At 70.1% G+C, this 14141-nt stretch carries 13 protein-coding genes; 6 read left to right on the forward strand and 7 right to left on the reverse strand.

The window, feature by feature from the left end:
- Positions 1–28: 28 nt before the first annotated feature.
- The gene (locus tag ACSNN8_RS15805) at positions 29–244 is read left to right on the forward strand and encodes a hypothetical protein (protein ID WP_436649949.1); all 216 of its coding nucleotides are present in this window, start codon (positions 29–31) and stop codon (positions 242–244) included.
- Positions 245–285: 41 nt separating this feature from the next.
- On the opposite strand, the gene ACSNN8_RS15810 is transcribed toward ACSNN8_RS15805, so the two are convergent.
- The 3 genes from ACSNN8_RS15810 to ACSNN8_RS15820 are packed head-to-tail and all read right to left on the reverse strand — an operon-like array spanning position 286 to position 3174.
- A complete protein-coding gene (locus ACSNN8_RS15810) occupies positions 286–1107 on the reverse strand; it encodes an ATP-binding cassette domain-containing protein (protein WP_436649950.1) in 822 nt (273 codons plus the stop codon).
- A complete protein-coding gene (locus ACSNN8_RS15815) occupies positions 1104–2123 on the reverse strand; it encodes an ABC transporter permease (protein WP_436649951.1) in 1020 nt (339 codons plus the stop codon). The genes ACSNN8_RS15810 and ACSNN8_RS15815 overlap by 4 nt, the downstream gene beginning before the upstream one ends.
- Position 2124: 1 nt before the next feature.
- Positions 2125–3174, reverse strand: a complete 1050-nt coding sequence (locus ACSNN8_RS15820; protein ID WP_436649952.1) for a sugar ABC transporter substrate-binding protein — start codon at positions 3172–3174, stop codon at positions 2125–2127.
- 152 nt (positions 3175–3326) lie between these two features.
- On the opposite strand from ACSNN8_RS15820, the gene ACSNN8_RS15825 reads away from it, so the two are divergent.
- Positions 3327–4292, forward strand: a complete 966-nt coding sequence (locus ACSNN8_RS15825) for a LacI family DNA-binding transcriptional regulator (RefSeq protein ID WP_436649953.1) — start codon at positions 3327–3329, stop codon at positions 4290–4292.
- A 209-nt stretch (positions 4293–4501) separates the two neighbouring features.
- Positions 4502–5755, forward strand: coding sequence for an ATP-binding protein (locus ACSNN8_RS15830; RefSeq protein ID WP_436649954.1), 1254 nt, complete (start codon positions 4502–4504; stop codon positions 5753–5755).
- Here the strand turns inward: ACSNN8_RS15830 and ACSNN8_RS15835 are convergent.
- The gene (locus tag ACSNN8_RS15835; protein ID WP_436649955.1) at positions 5752–6411 is read right to left on the reverse strand and encodes a TetR/AcrR family transcriptional regulator; all 660 of its coding nucleotides are present in this window, start codon (positions 6409–6411) and stop codon (positions 5752–5754) included. The genes ACSNN8_RS15830 and ACSNN8_RS15835 overlap by 4 nt on opposite strands.
- 41 nt (positions 6412–6452) lie before the next feature.
- Between ACSNN8_RS15835 and ACSNN8_RS15840 the strand changes: the two genes are divergently transcribed.
- On the forward strand, positions 6453–7214 hold the full coding sequence (locus ACSNN8_RS15840) for an alpha/beta fold hydrolase (protein ID WP_436649956.1): 762 nt from the start codon (positions 6453–6455) through the stop codon (positions 7212–7214).
- A 21-nt stretch (positions 7215–7235) separates the two neighbouring features.
- On the opposite strand, the gene ACSNN8_RS15845 is transcribed toward ACSNN8_RS15840, so the two are convergent.
- A complete protein-coding gene (locus ACSNN8_RS15845) occupies positions 7236–9461 on the reverse strand; it encodes a galactose-binding domain-containing protein (RefSeq protein ID WP_436649957.1) in 2226 nt (741 codons plus the stop codon).
- Positions 9462–9836: 375 nt separating this feature from the next.
- Here ACSNN8_RS15845 and ACSNN8_RS15850 point away from each other — a divergent pair, with 375 nt between their 5' ends.
- Together ACSNN8_RS15850 and ACSNN8_RS15855 are read left to right on the forward strand one after the other, a co-directional pair.
- The gene (locus ACSNN8_RS15850; RefSeq protein ID WP_436649958.1) at positions 9837–10361 is read left to right on the forward strand and encodes a metallophosphoesterase family protein; all 525 of its coding nucleotides are present in this window, start codon (positions 9837–9839) and stop codon (positions 10359–10361) included.
- 9 nt (positions 10362–10370) lie between these two features.
- The gene (locus tag ACSNN8_RS15855) at positions 10371–11018 is read left to right on the forward strand and encodes a SanA/YdcF family protein (RefSeq protein WP_436649959.1); all 648 of its coding nucleotides are present in this window, start codon (positions 10371–10373) and stop codon (positions 11016–11018) included.
- A gap of 7 nt (positions 11019–11025) precedes the next feature.
- On the opposite strand, the gene ACSNN8_RS15860 is transcribed toward ACSNN8_RS15855, so the two are convergent.
- Entirely contained in the window at positions 11026–11523 is a 498-nt protein-coding gene (locus ACSNN8_RS15860) for a pyridoxamine 5'-phosphate oxidase family protein (protein ID WP_436649960.1), read from the reverse strand.
- A gap of 141 nt (positions 11524–11664) precedes the next feature.
- Positions 11665–13938 (reverse strand): discoidin domain-containing protein, encoded by a 2274-nt coding sequence (locus ACSNN8_RS15865; RefSeq protein WP_436649961.1) that lies wholly within the window; start codon positions 13936–13938, stop codon positions 11665–11667.
- Positions 13939–14141: the final 203 nt, after the last annotated feature.

The raw sequence follows: 14141 nt of genomic DNA on the forward strand, positions 1-14141 counted from the left end.
GGCCGACATCAGCGACGAGGAGCCAAGGATGGATCAGTACCTCGAGACCGCGTACGGCGTGACCAGCGCGCTCTTCGGGCCCGAGTCAAGCATCCCGTGGTGGGCATGGATCGTGGTCGCCGTGGCCGCGTTCTGGAAGCTCACGGTGCGCGAGCCGAAGACCGTCAACGAGCGGGACAGCGAGATGCTCGCCGAGATGTTCGGCGACGACGCCAAGGGCGGCAAGAAGAAAAAGAAGAAGTAGCCGGCGCCACCCCGGGAGAGGGCGACGCCGGCCGGAACGGGTCAGGCAGTGGGCGGTGGTGGCTCGGCGGCGCCGGTCATGATCGCCACCGCGTCGTTCATCGAGTGCGACTGCGGGGTGACCACCGTGGCGCGGCGGCCCAGCCGCTGGATGTGGATGCGGTCGGCCACCTCGAAGACGTGCGGCATGTTGTGGCTGATCAGGATCACCGGCAGCCCGCGGTCGCGGACGTCGCGGATCAGCTGCAGCACGCGGTTGCCCTCCTTGACGCCGAGCGCCGCGGTGGGCTCGTCGAGGATCACCACCTTGCTGCCGAAGGCGGCCGAGCGGGCCACCGCCACGGCCTGCCGCTGCCCGCCGGACAGCGACTCGACGGCCTGGCCGATGTTCTGCAACGTGGCGACGCCGAGCTCGTTCATGTGCCGCTTCGCCTCGGAGCGCATCTTGCTGCGGTCGAGCATGCGGAACACCGAGCCGAGCGGTCCGGGTTTGCGTTGCTCCCGGCCGAGGAACAGGTTGTCGGCGATGTCGAGGCCGGGCGCGACGGCAAGCGTCTGATAGACGGTCTCGATGCCGGCGGAGCGTGCGTCCATGGGCGTACGGAAATTGACGCGTTGCCCGTCCAGGAAGATCTCGCCGCTGTCCGGCACCAGCGCGCCCGACAGGGCCTTGATCAGGCTGGACTTGCCGGCGCCGTTGTCGCCGATGACCGCGAGGATCTCGCCCGGGTACAGCTCGAGGTCGCTGCCGTTGATCGCCACGACCCGGCCGTACTTCTTGACCAGGCCCTTCGCCTGCAGCACCGGGGTCCGGGCGGCGGCGTGCCGAGGACCGGCCGGGTTGGTGTCGGTGTCGGAGCTCACGTCTTCACCTTCCTGATCCACTGGTCGAGGGAGACCGCGATGAGCACCAGCAGGCCGATCGCGAAGCCCTGCCAGACCACCTCGACGCCGCCCAGTTGCAACCCGTTGCGGAAGACGCCGACGATCAGCGCGCCGATCAGCGTGCCCAGGACTGCGCCGCGGCCGCCGAACAGGCTGGTGCCGCCGAGCACGACCGCGGTGATCGAGTCGAGGTTGTACTCGACGCCCACGTTGGGGCTGGCGGAGGCGAGCCGGCCGATGAGGATCCAGCCGCCGATCGCGTACAGCAGACCGGCCACGGTGTAGACCGAGAACAGCACCCGGCTGGTCTGGATGCCGGCCAGCCGCGCCGACTCGGCGTCGTCGCCGGTGGCATAGACGTGCTTGCCCCAGGCGGTGGAGCGCAGCGCGTAGAAGAAGTACGCGAACAGCGCCAGCATGATGATCGACCCGTACGTCAGCCGGAAGTTGCCGATCGGGATCGACTGGCCGGTCCAGGTCATCAGCGACGGCATGTCGGAGCCGCGCACCGTCTCGCTGTTGCTGACCACCGAGTTGAGCGAGAAGAAGATCGTCAGCGTGCCCAGCGTGACGATGAACGGTGGCAGCTTGATGCGGGTGACCAGGAACCCGTTGAGCGCCCCCATCACCGTGCCGCAGGCGAAGCCCAGCAACAGCGCGACGATGCCGGGCATGCCGGCGTCGACGCAGAACAGCGCCATGAGGATCGACGAGAACACGGCGATCGCGCCGGCCGACAGGTCGATGCCCGCGGTCAGGATGATCAGCGTCTGGCCGAGCGCGAGCGTCGCGATGACCGTGACCTGCTGAAGGACCAGCGACAGGTTGGTCGCGGTGAAGAACCGCCCGTTGACGATCGAGAAGGCGATGATCGCGACGAGCAGCACGGCCAGCGGACCGAGGATCGGGTTGGCGTGCAGGAGGTGTTGGACGCGCAGGCCGAGCGAGTCGTTGCTGCGGACGTCGAAGTCGGTATCGGCGGTGGCAGTGGCCATATCAACCCCAGCAGTTCTGCTTGCCCCACGCGGAGTCCTTCGCCTCCACGCCGGCCTGCGGGTCGTCGGTGATCAGTTGGGTCCCGGTGTCGTAGAAGTCCTTGCCGGGCGTTGCCTGCGGCTTGGTGCCGTCCTTCGCGTACGCGGCGATCGCGTCGACGCCCAGCTGCGCCATCTTGAGCGGGAACTGCATCGAGGTGGCCCCGATGACGCCCTTGGAGACGTTCTCCACGCCCGGGCAGCCGCCGTCGATGGAGACGATGACGGTGTCCTTGTCGCGGCCGGCCGACTTCAGGGCCTGGTACGCCCCGGCCGCCGCCGGCTCGTTGATCGTGTAGACCAGGTTGATCGACGAGTCCTTCTGCAGGAGGTTCTCCATCGCGGTGCGGCCGCCGTCCTCGGCGCCGTCGGTGACGTCGTGGCCGACGATCCGCGGGTCCTTCTCGTCGCCGATCCGGTTGGGGTCGGCGACGTCGATGCCGAAGCCGTCGAGGAAGCCCTGGTCGCGCTTCACGTCGACGGAGACCTGGTTGGCGTTGAGGTCGAGCATGGCGATCTTCGCCTGCTTGCCGTCCTTGGCGAACTTCGCCTTGGCCCACTGGCCGATCAGCTTCCCTGCCTGGTAGTTGTCGGTGGCGAAGGTGGCGTCGGCGGCGTTCGGCGGGTCGACCGGCGTGTCCAGCGCGATCACCAGCATGTCCTGCTCATGCGCCTTGTCGATGGAGGGCACGATCGCCTTGGAGTCGTTCGGGGTGATGAGGAAGCCCTTGGCGCCGAACGACATCAGGTTCTCGATCGCCTGCACCTGGGCCTCGTTGTCGCCGTCCTGCTTGCCGGCGAAGCTCTGCAGCTCGACGCCCTGCGTGCGGGCGGCGCCCTGTGCGCCCTTCCTCATCTGGACGAAGAACGGGTTCGTGTCGGTCTTGGTGATCAGCCCGACGACGTCCTCGCCGGATCCTCTGTTGCAGGCAGCGGCCGTGCCCAGCACCAGCGTCACCACGCAGCCGACGGCCACCGTCCTGCCGGTCCGGGACATGGTGGGGTCGCGCATGTCTCCTCCAAACCGATTTAGCTAAATCGAGAGACAACGTTGTCTCGCAGTAGACGCCCGCCTTCAGCGCGTGTCAACAATGAGTTTCCAAGACGTTGCGGGCAGTGATCCACATCGACGGAGGTATATCGATGGAGGCGCATCGACCGACCATGAACGACGTCGCCCGCGCCGCCGGAGTGAGCCTCAAGACGGTGTCGCGGGTGGTCAACGGCGAGACGACGGTCGCGCCCGACCTGGCCGCACGCGTCCGGGCGGCGGTGGACTCCCTGGACTACCGCCCGCACCTGGGCGCCAGCATGCTGCGCCGCAACGACCGCCGTACGCAGACCATCGGCGTGCTGCTCGACGACGTCTCGCACCCGTTCTCCGCGGCGCTGCACCGGGCCGTCGAGGACCAGGCACGCGCCCGCGGGATCCACGTGCTGACCGGCAGCCTCGACCGCGACCCCGTCCGCGAACGTGACCTGGCCGCCGCGTTCGCCGAACGTCAGACCGACGGCCTCATCCTCGCCCCGAGCGGCGAGGACCTGGGCCACCTCGCGGCGCACACCGGCATGCCGGTGGTCTTCGTCGACCGCGTCCCCATCGGCATCGGCGGCGACACCGTGGTCTCCACCAACGTCTCCGGCGCGGCCGGCGCCGTACGCCACCTGATCTCCCACGGCCACCGCCGCATCGGCTTCCTGGGTGGCCACCAACGCCTGTCGACCGTCCGTGACCGTCATCGCGGCTACCAGCGTGCCCTGGGCCGCCGCGCCGGTCCCGTGGTGCACGATCTGCACGATCCGACCGCCGCCGAGAAGGCCGTCGTCGCCCTGCTGCGCGGTCCCAACCCGCCCACGGCCCTGCTCTCCACCCACGGCACGGTGACCCTCGGAGCCGTACGGGGCCTGCGCCGCCTCGGCCGCCAGCACGACGTCGCGCTGGTCGGCTTCGACGACTTCCCGCTCGCCGACCTGCTCGACCCGCCCGTCACCGTCATCGCGCAGGACCCCGCCCGCATGGGCCGCACCGCCGCGATCGCCCTGTTCGAGCGCATCGAGGGCTACGACGGCCCGCCGCGCGAGATCCGCATCCCCACCACGCTGATCCCCCGCGGCTCCGGCGAGCTCTGACCGCGCAGACCCATGCAGATCGGCTCGTCAGCGGCCCCTCGCGAAGGAACGCGGCGCGGTCCGCATTTCCACCACGCACGCCCCACCCGCAAATCGAACGTACAGGGTGCGCATCTCGAACATCGGGCCGTCGCAAATCGAAAGTCGGTCCGCCGCAGATCGAACGAGTTCGCAACGCGCGAGTGAGGTCTCAGCAGCTAGCATAGGGTGTGCACACGGCTCGTCTGCTTCCCCGTCACGCCGCCGCGCAGGTGGACGCCGCACTGGCCGACACGCGCGTTGTGCTGATCAGCGGCGCCCGGCAGGCCGGGAAGAGCACGCTGGTCCGCGTCGTCGCCGGAGACCGTCTGGCCGACCGCCGTGACCTCGACCGCGCGCAGGACCGGGCTGCTGCGATCGCCGACCCGACGGGTTTCGTCGACTCGCCCGGCCTGCTGGTCATCGACGAGATTCAGAGAGCTCCGGAGCTTCTGCTCGCCATCAAGGTGTCCGTCGACGAGGACCCCCGTCCCGGCCGCTACCTGCTGACCGGCTCCGCACAGTTGTTCGGCATGGTTGCAGCACCCGATGCGCTACCCGGCCGGATGGAGACCGTCGAGCTGTGGCCGTTCTCCCAGGGCGAGATCGACGGCGACCCCGACGGCTTCATCGACGCTGTTTTCGCGCTCGGCCCCGGACTGCGGCACTCGTCCACCGTGACCCGCGCCGACTACGCCGCCAGGGTCGTGCGCGGTGGCCTGCCGGAGGCGGTGTCCCGCGACGACGCCAGGCGGAGGCAGCGGTTCCTGGAGGGATACGTGCAGGCGCTGATCGACCGCGACGTCCAGCAGGTGTCCGAGATTCAGCGCAAGGGACAACTGCTCACCATGGTGCGGCTGCTCGCCGCCAGATCCGGGACGGTCATCGCTGCCAACTCCCTCGAGTCGGCGCTCGGGCTGAGCCGGCCGACGATCGCGCGATACCTGCGGGCTCTCGAGGAGATTTTCCTGGTCAAGCGGATCCCGGGCTGGTCCCGCAACCTCGGTACCCGGGCCACGGCCGCTCCCAAGCTCGTCTTCGTCGATTCCGGCATCGCCGCGAACGAGCTCGCCGTCGATGCGCGGGCGTTGCTCCGGCCGGGCGCGCCGTTCGGTCCGCTGCTCGAGTCCTTCGTGCTGTCCGAGCTGTCCCGTCAGCTCACCTGGTCGGAACAGGCCGCCGATCTCTTCCACTATCGCGACCACAGTAAGTTCGAGGTCGATGCCGTGCTGGAGAACAGGTCCGGGCAGGTGGTCGGGATCGAGGTGAAGGCCGCGTCGACGGTCAGGTCCGATGACTTCCGCGGGCTGCGCAGGCTCGCGGACCGCCTGGGTGAGGACTTCATCGCCGGGATCGTCCTCTACACCGGCACCTCCACCCTGCCGTTCGGCGACAAGATGCGGGCCATGCCGGTCAGCGCGCTGTGGCAGGTCCCGGCGCCCTAGCGAACGGCGTCGGTGCACAGGGCGGTCAGCGCGACGACCATCCACCTCCGATACTCGGCGGCGCCCCAGCCGCGCTGCCGCACCAGCAGGTCCCAGTGGGTGAAGGAGTTCAGCGTCCAGATCGTGTCGCGGAGGTGGCGGATCGCGGCCGGGTCGGTCACGCCCAGCCGGTCGGCGACGATCTCGGCCAGCCGGGAGGCGCCGGTGAGCCGTTGCGCGTCCAGAGTGTCCACCAGCCGGGCGATCTCGGGATCCGCGTCGGCGGCCGCGTAGGCCACCGCGGCGATCGGGGCGGCCCGCTGCGCTACTTCGACGAACGCGTCCGCGAGCCGCTCGACCACCTCGGCGAAGGTGGCGGCCTCGCGCACGCGCCGCATGACCGGGCGGGCGGCGAGCGGCTCCTCCTGCTCGTCACCGACGATCGCGGTGTCGACGGCGAGCTTGAGCAGGTTGACCTTGGACTGGAAGCGAGCGAAGACGGTGGGCACGGAGACGCCGGCCTCGCGCGCGATCTGCGAGACCGGCGTACGCGCATAGCCCTGCTCGATGAAGAGCCGCCGCGCCGCCTCGAGCACGCGGGCGCGGCTGAGGGAGGCCTGCGCCTGCCGGCCCGTCGAGTCGTATGGCCGACGTTCGCGCCGCATCTGCCCCGTCACGGTATTCAATATAGCCGGAGTCAAACGAAATGGAGGATGCGATGTTGCACCACTACACGTTGGGCACGGGCCCGCTCGTGTTGCTGATCCACGGCGGCGCCGAGGACGCCGGGATGCTCGAGCCGCAGGCCCGGGCGCTGGCCGAGCAGGGTTGCCGGGTGATCTGGTACGACCGCCGCGGCACGGGCCGCAACCGCGGGGCGGGCTGGGCGACGGACCGGGGCGACCGGCACGCCGACGACGCCGCGGAGCTGATCCGGGATCAAGGGCCGGCGACCGTGCTGGGCTTCAGCTCCGGGGGAGTGGTCGCGCTGGCGCTCGCCGCCCGGCACGCGGATCTCGTCCGCGAGGTCGTCGCCTGGGAGCCGGCCGCGCTCGGCATGCTGCCCGACGCCGACGCGACGCACGCGGCGATCATGGAGCCGATCGAGGCGTATCTCGTGGCGCACCCGGACGACTGGCAGGGGGCCTGGCGGGTCGCCCTGACCGTGCTCTCCGAGGGCCGGGCCGATCTCGAGGCGCCCGAGACCAGAGCCACGATGGTCAACGCGGAGGCGGCGATCCGCGACGACGCGCGGCAGCTCACCCGCCGCGCGTTCGGGCCCGGCGAGCTGCCGGCCGACCGGGTCACGCTCGCGGTCAGCGAGGCGCCCGACCCGGTGCACCTCGAGATCGCCGAGCGCGTCGCGAAGCTGATCGACCGGTCGCCCGTACGCGTGGAGGGCGCGCACGACCACGAGGTGTACCGCAGCCGCCCCGGCGTGCTGGCGACGTGGCTCGGCGCCCGCCTCTCGCAGGAGTGACGGGCGCCGAGGGTCAGCGATCTACGGGAAGTTGGTGACCGTGGACGGGGTGACGTTGCTGGCCTGAGCCGGCGCCCCGATGTTGTTCACCACGTGGTCGATGGTGCCGCTGGCCAGCGAGATCGTGAAGATGTTGTGGAACCTCACGGCGCCGTTGGCCGGGGCCTGGAAACCGTTCGCCGAGTGGACGGCCGGGTTCACGTTGAAGAACGCGTAGCTGCCCATCGCCCACGCCTCGTGGCTGGTGACGTTGTCCGCCACCTTGTAGGCCGGGTAGCCGACGCCGTCGCTGCGCCACGCCGCGTTCGACGGCGGGTCGTACGGCTGCTCGTTCTGCAGGAAGTACGTGCGGCCGCCGTTGCCGTTCCAGAGCACCTCGGTCTTCTGGTAGTGCTCGACGAACAGGCCGTACGCGGTCACGTTGTTGCCGTTGACGATCAGGCCGCTGTCGGCCGTGTTGACCGTCCAGCCGTAGGTGCCGGCGTTGCCGTGGTCGGCGCGCCACGCCCAGATGTGGTCGATGATCACGTTGTTGCTGTTGACCAGGAGGCTGTTGGTGGCCTTGCCGGCGATGTAGCCGCCGATCCGGAAAAACACGTCCTGCACGGTGCTCGGGTTGGCGGCGTGGTTCGCGGACGAGCCGGACTGGCCCATGACGAGCAGGTTCGGCGAGTTGGTGGTGCCCGCGTCGAACAGGATGCCGGCCACCTTCACGCCGTCCACGTCGGACACCTGCATCGCGGTGACGCCGTTGTCCGGGATGATCGTGGCGTAGCCGAGGCCGAGCACCACGGTGTTGGCCCGGGTCACGTTGATCGTCTGGTCGACGTGGTAGATGCCGGGCTGGAAGATCAGGTTCAGGCCCTGCGCGAGCGCCTGGTTGATCCGCGCGGCGGTGTCACCGGGCTTGGCGACGTAGAACTGGCTGAGCGGGATGCTCGTACCCGGGGTGTTGCCGTTGAGCCAGGTCGCGCCGGACACGTTGCTCTGCAGGCTCGGCACGAAGACCGCGTAGTCGCCGCCGCTCTGGTACAGGTACGGCTTCTCGCGGATCACCGGCGTCTGGCCGATGACGGTGTACGGCGGGGTCGGGTAGCTGGCCGCGGGAGCGCCCTGCACGCCGACGAAGGTCTGGTTCCACACCGCGTTGCTGTTCGAGCCGATGGTGCTGTTACGGGTGAACCACTGCTGCTGCGAGTACTGGCCCTCGGTGCCGGTGATGCGCGAGTCGGCGATGTAGCCGCCGGACGCCCAGCCGTAGCCGTTCGGCGCGAGGTTCAGGTCGCCGTGCACGTCCATCCGCCGGAACGGCGCGGCCTGCGAGACGGCCCAGCGGTTGGCGCCGTTCACCGGGTAGACCGACAGGTTCTCGGTGGAGCGCCAGAAGTTCTGGGTGGCGTTGCCCTGGAACCAGCCGGCGTCGACGGTGATGTCGCCGTTGATCCGCACGTCCTGCGGGTTCTGCCCGAGGCCGACCACCGAGGTGTAGAAGCCGACCTGGATGTTCAGGCCGTTGTAGGTGCCCGGCTTGAACGCCAGCACGTAGCGCCCGGTGCCGAACTGCGCGGTCTCCTGCTGACGGAAGATCTCGTCGGCGCGCGCCTGGATGGTGGCGCTGGGCATCGACGGGTCGAAGACCACCACGTTGGCGCCGAGGCTGCCGCCGCCGGGGATCGCGGGGCCGGTGGCCGGCGGCGTGGTGGGCGGGGTGGTCGGAGTGGTGGTGCCGCCGCCACCGAAGACCTTGAACTCCCAGAGCGAGTAGCCGTACCCGGTGGTGCGCTGGGTGCCGTACATGCGCACGTACCGGCCGGTGCCGGTGACCGGCAGCGACTGCAGGCCGCCGGCCGACGTCGTGGTCGAGTAGATGCTCGTCCACGAGCTCGCGTTGTCGGACACCTGGATCTGGAACGCCTTGGCCGCCGCCGTCTCCCAGTTGAGCTCGACGCGGCTGATCGCCTGCGAGCTGCCCAGGTCGACCTGCAGCCACTGCGGGTCGCTGAACGCCGACGACCAGCGGGTGCCGGTGTTGCCGTCGACGGCCTCGGCGGCGGCGTACGCGCCGGCCGCCTCGGTGGACGACGCGGTGGCCGGCTTGCCCTGCGAGAGCAGGGTCTCGGCGGCGCTGGCGCCGACCGTGGTGAACGCGGCGTAACCCGCAACGACGGAGGCGACCAGGCCGCTTATCGCAGCCAGGCGCCAGGGGGAGCGCCTCCGCTCGGGTGCGGAGGAGACGGGGATGGACATTGCTTCTCCTTGGGCGGGGATGCGCAAGGGGGACTCTTGCGCCCTAGGGAAGGCCGATCTCTCCTCGGGTACGAGGGAAAGCGCTCCCCGGACCCGACGCTAAGGACGCGTTCATCGGCTGTCCATAGATGAACACAGTTCCGGAACTCGCCGGGACTTGTGCCCGACATCAAGATCAGGCACGGCGTGCTGCCTCTTCGGGCAAAGATCCAGGTCGATGCCGTACGGCCGGTGCCCGTTCGCTCGGCGTCAAGACCGATAACAGCTACCTCGGAACCGGTTCCGGCGCGCTCTGGTAAAAACGGCAAGTCCGCCAATTGTGTCGATCTGCGACCGGAAAGCGCTTCCCGGCGGCATGGTCCCTACCCTGGAGCGGTGCGACTGGTCCTCACGAGCGACACCCACCTGCCCAAGCGCGCCCGCGATCTGCCGCCCTCCCTGTGGGCCGCGATCGACGAGGCCGACGTCGTGATCCACGCCGGCGACTGGGTCGGCGAGGCCACGCTCGACGCCTTCGAGGCGCGCTCCGCCCGGCTGATCGCGTGCTACGGCAACAACGACGGTCCCGGCCTGCGCGCCCGGCTGCCCGAGATCGCGTACGCCACCCTGGACGGGCTGCGGCTCGCCGTGGTCCACGAGACCGGCCAGTCCACCGGCCGCACCGAGCGCTGCGCGGCCCGCTTCCCGGACGTCGACCTGCTGGTCTTCGGCCACTCCCACATTCCTTGGGACACCACCGCCGCCTCGGGCCTGCGGCTGCTCAACCCCGGCTCGCCCACCGACCGCCGCCGGCAGCCCTTCTGCACGTACCAGACCGCCACGATCGAGGCCGGCAAGCTGACCGACGTGGTGCTGCACACCCTGCCGCCGCGCGACCAGGTGGTTGCCCGCGGGCTCTAGGGTCGGCACGTGCGTCGCCGTTTGATCATCGTGGTGCTGGCCGGACTGGTTCTCCTGAGCGTCCCGTGGCTGTGGACGACCGGGGCGGCGTGGGGGCACCTGCACGACGGGGCCGACGCGCCGGCCGCCGATGTCGTCATCGTGCTGGGGACGCAGGTGGGAGCGGATCGGCGTACGCCGGAGGCTCGTCTCGCCGGACGGCTGCGCACGGCCGCCGCCCTGGTGACCGACGGCCGGGCCCGCGCGATCCTGGTCTCCGGCGACGCGGGTGGCGACTCCGGCGACGAGACGGCGGCGATGACCGGCTACCTCACCGGCGAGCTGGGCGTCGACCCGGCGCGGGTGGTGGCCGACCCGTACGGCCTGGACACGTACGACAGCTGCCGCCGCGCCCGCGACGTGTACGGCGTCCGCTCCGCGCTGATCGTCACCCAGTCCTATCACCTGTCCCGTGCGGTGACCGTCTGCCGGCAGCTGGACCTCGACGCCGACGGGGTGCGCGCCGACTGCACGGGCTGCGGGGCGAAGCTGCTCGCCGGCAAGGCGGTGCGGGACTACTTCGCCAGCGGCAAGGCGGCCTGGGACGTGCTGCGCGACCGCCCGGCGGCGGTGAGCTCGCCCGCCAGCACGGCGCTGACCGACGCGATCGGCGGCTGAGGCCGGATCACCCTCCCTGCCGTTCGGCTCGCCGGCGGACCAGCTCCTCGACCGCGGTCGGCAGGGTGGTCTCGAAGTCGATGAGCTTCGCCCAGGTGGGGGTGACGACGATGCGGACCATGCCGTCGTAGAGCGAGCGCACCTCGGCCTCCCACTCGGCACGCTGCTCGGGGGTCATCTCGTAGCTGCCGTTCATCCGCAGGTACTCCTCGGGGATGCCGTCGACGTCGTCGAGCTCGGCTCGCCCGCGGATCAGCAGGATCTTGGGCGGGTGCACTTCGGTGTCGATCGTCAGGGCGACCTGCGGATTGCGGCGCAGCGACGGCAGCTTGGGGGCGTTCCTCGTGGTGCAGAGGACGACCTGCGAGCCGTTCCAGGTGAACGCGATCGGGACGTTGCGCGGTGTCCCGTCCGGGGCGACGTAGGCCAGGCGGGTCAGGTCGCGGGCCAGCAGTTCGCGGCTCAGCGGGCGGTTCAGGACCTCGGTGACTTCATGCTGTTCCATGCCCCTGGGACGGAGCCGGCCGCGCCTTCTCGACATGGCCGACCGGCCCCGCGCCGCGCATCTGACGTCAGATGCGCGGCGGCCACCGGTGCGGGAGTGCACCGGTGGCCGCCGGGTTCGGATCGGTGGTGCGCCTGGAGATCAGGGGTAGGCCACGACCTGCCGCGGGGTGGTGTTGCCGGCCGGGTTGGGGACGGCGCCGCCGGTGTCGTTGACGACGTTGGCGATGGTGCCGACGTCGCCGAGCGAGACGGTCAGGACGCTGCGCAGCTGGACGCCGGACCGGACGGGCACCTCGAACGAGCGATCGAGCCGGACGCTCGGGTTGGCGTTGAAGAAGGCGTACGAGCCGCCGCCCCAGAGCTGGTGGTCGGTCACGGAGTCGGCGACCTTGTAGGCGGCGTAGCCGTTGCCGCGCGGCCCGATCCAGGCGGCCTGGTTCGGCACGTCGTACGGCTTCTCGTTCTGGAAGAAGATCGTCTTGCCGCGGTTGCCGTTCCAGATCACCTCGTACTTCTGGTAGTGCTCGACGAACAGGCCGGTGGCCAGCACGTCGTCGCCGTTCACCAGCAGGCCGGTGTCGCCGGTGTTGACCGTCCAGCCGGTGGGCGCGCCGCCGTGGTCGGCCCGCCAGGCCCAGATGTGGTCGATGATCGTGTCGTCGCTGTGCACGGCGAGGGTGGTGGTGGCCTTGCCCTGGACGCTGCTGCCGATGCGGAAGAAGACGTCCTGCAGGCTGGTCGGGTTCGCCGAGTGGTCGGTGTGGACACCGGCCCGGCCGACGCTCATCAGCGTCGGGCTGTTGGTCGTGCCCGCGTCGAAGGTCAGGCCGCTGACCTTGACGCCGTCCACGTCGGCGACGTTCAGGGCCTCGACCCCGCCGCTCGGGATCAGCGTCGGGAAGCCGATGCCGGTCACCACGGTGTTGGCGCGGGTCACCCGGATGGTGTCGTTCAGGGTGTAGGTGCCCGGGGTGAAGAACAGGTTCAGGCCCTGGGCCAGCGCCTGGTTGATGCGGGCGGCGCTGTCGCCGGGCTTGGCGACGTAGAACTGCCGCATCGGGATCGACGTCCCGGCGGTGTTCGGCCAGTTGGCGCCGGCCGAGTTACGCCGCACGTTGGGCACGAACACGCTGTACTTGCCGGCGCTGTCGACGTACAGGAAGGGCTTCTCCCGCGTGACCGGGGTGGTCGCCAGCGTGGTGTGCGGCGGGTTCGGGAAAGCGTTGGCCGGGGCGCCCTGGACGCCGGAGAAGACCATGTTCCAGACGCCGCCGTCCCAGCGGGCGACCCGGGTGTCGCGGGTGTACCACTGCTGCTGCGAGCCCGAGGAGACGGTGCCGTCGACCACGGAGTCGGCCAGGTAGCCGCCGCTGGCGTAGCCCTGCCCGCCGTCCTGGTTGGAGGGAGCCAGCGTCAGGTTGCCCTTGATGTGCACGCGGCGCATCGGCGCGGCCTGCGAGACGGCCCACCGGTTCGTGCCGCCCTCGGGCACGATCGACAGGTTCTCCATGCTGCGCCAGAAGTTCTGGGTCGCGTTCTTCTCGTCGCCGTAGTTCCATCCGGAGTCGACGTTGACCGCGCCGTTGATCGTCACGTCGTCGGGGTTGAGGCCGAGGCCGGCGACCGTCGTGTAGAAACCGACGTTGGCCCAGACCCGCCCGTACGTGCCGGGCTTGAACAGGAACACGTGGCGCTGGGTGCCGAACTGCGCGGTCGAGCTGCGCAGCTGCGCGTTGAACGCCTGGTCGACCGCCGACTGGATGGTCGCCGTCGGCGTGGACGGGTCGAAGATCCGCACGTTCGCGCCGAAGTCGGGGGTGTCGGAGGTCGGGAGGGCCGGCCCGGTGGAGGTCGGCGTGGGCGTGGTCGGCGTCGGCGTGGTCGGGCCGGTGCTGGTGCCGAAGACCTGGAACTCCCAGAGTGAGTAGCCGTACGGGGTGGCCCGGCCGGTGCCGTTCATCCGCACGTACCGGCCGCTGCCGGAGACGTTGAGGGTCTGCTCACCGGCCTTGCCGGCCGTGACCGGGGAGATGTTCGTCCAGGTGGTGCCGTTGGGCGAGGTCTGGATGGTGAACGCCGAGGCGTACGCCGCCTCCCAGTTCAGCACGACGCGGCTGATCGTCTGGGTGCTGCCCAGGTCGACCTGCAGCCACTGCGGGTCGGCGAACGCGCTGGACCAGCGGGTGCCGGTGTTGCCGTCGACCGCGGCGGACGCGGGGTAGGGGCCGGGGTTCTCGCTGGACGAGGCGGTGGCCGGCTTGCCCTGCGACAGCGGGACCTCCGCGGCGCTGGCATTGGTGGCGACCGTGGCGACGGTGACGCCGAGGGCGGTGGCGAGGACCGCGCTCAGCGCGATCAGCCCACGGCGCCGGCCGGTCCGCGGCGGTGGGGATGTCAGTGTCGGGGATGTCATGAGCCTGCCTTCTGGGGGCGGGTTGCCGCGCGTCCGTTGGGGACGGACGAACAGCGCAGGGGAAATGACGTGCGGCGCTTTCAGAGAGCGCTTTCTCAGATGTTACTTCCCCGTTTCGGCTCGTCAATATCCCGGCAACAAAACGCCCGTTGACCTGCCCTTTCGTCCCCCAGCAGGATTGTGAATTGGTCCTGGAAAACTGT

Origin of the sequence: Actinoplanes sp. URMC 104 (genome assembly GCF_051386375.1) — a bacterium.
In the GTDB taxonomy this organism is placed as follows: Bacteria; Actinomycetota; Actinomycetes; order Mycobacteriales; family Micromonosporaceae; genus Actinoplanes.

Excerpts from the sequence above, each read along its gene's own strand:
- ACSNN8_RS15805 (WP_436649949.1), top strand. The coding sequence starts at position 29 with ATGGATCAGTACCTCGAGACCGCGTACGGCGTGACCAGCGCGCTCTTC.
- ACSNN8_RS15815 (WP_436649951.1), bottom strand. The coding sequence starts at position 2,123 with ATGGCCACTGCCACCGCCGATACCGACTTCGACGTCCGCAGCAACGAC.
- ACSNN8_RS15820 (WP_436649952.1), bottom strand. The coding sequence starts at position 3,174 with ATGCGCGACCCCACCATGTCCCGGACCGGCAGGACGGTGGCCGTCGGC.
- ACSNN8_RS15825 (WP_436649953.1), top strand. The coding sequence starts at position 3,327 with ATGAACGACGTCGCCCGCGCCGCCGGAGTGAGCCTCAAGACGGTGTCG.
- ACSNN8_RS15840 (WP_436649956.1), top strand. The coding sequence starts at position 6,453 with ATGTTGCACCACTACACGTTGGGCACGGGCCCGCTCGTGTTGCTGATC.
- ACSNN8_RS15845 (WP_436649957.1), bottom strand. The coding sequence starts at position 9,461 with ATGTCCATCCCCGTCTCCTCCGCACCCGAGCGGAGGCGCTCCCCCTGG.
- ACSNN8_RS15860 (WP_436649960.1), bottom strand. The coding sequence starts at position 11,523 with ATGGAACAGCATGAAGTCACCGAGGTCCTGAACCGCCCGCTGAGCCGC.
- ACSNN8_RS15865 (WP_436649961.1), bottom strand. The coding sequence starts at position 13,938 with ATGACATCCCCGACACTGACATCCCCACCGCCGCGGACCGGCCGGCGC.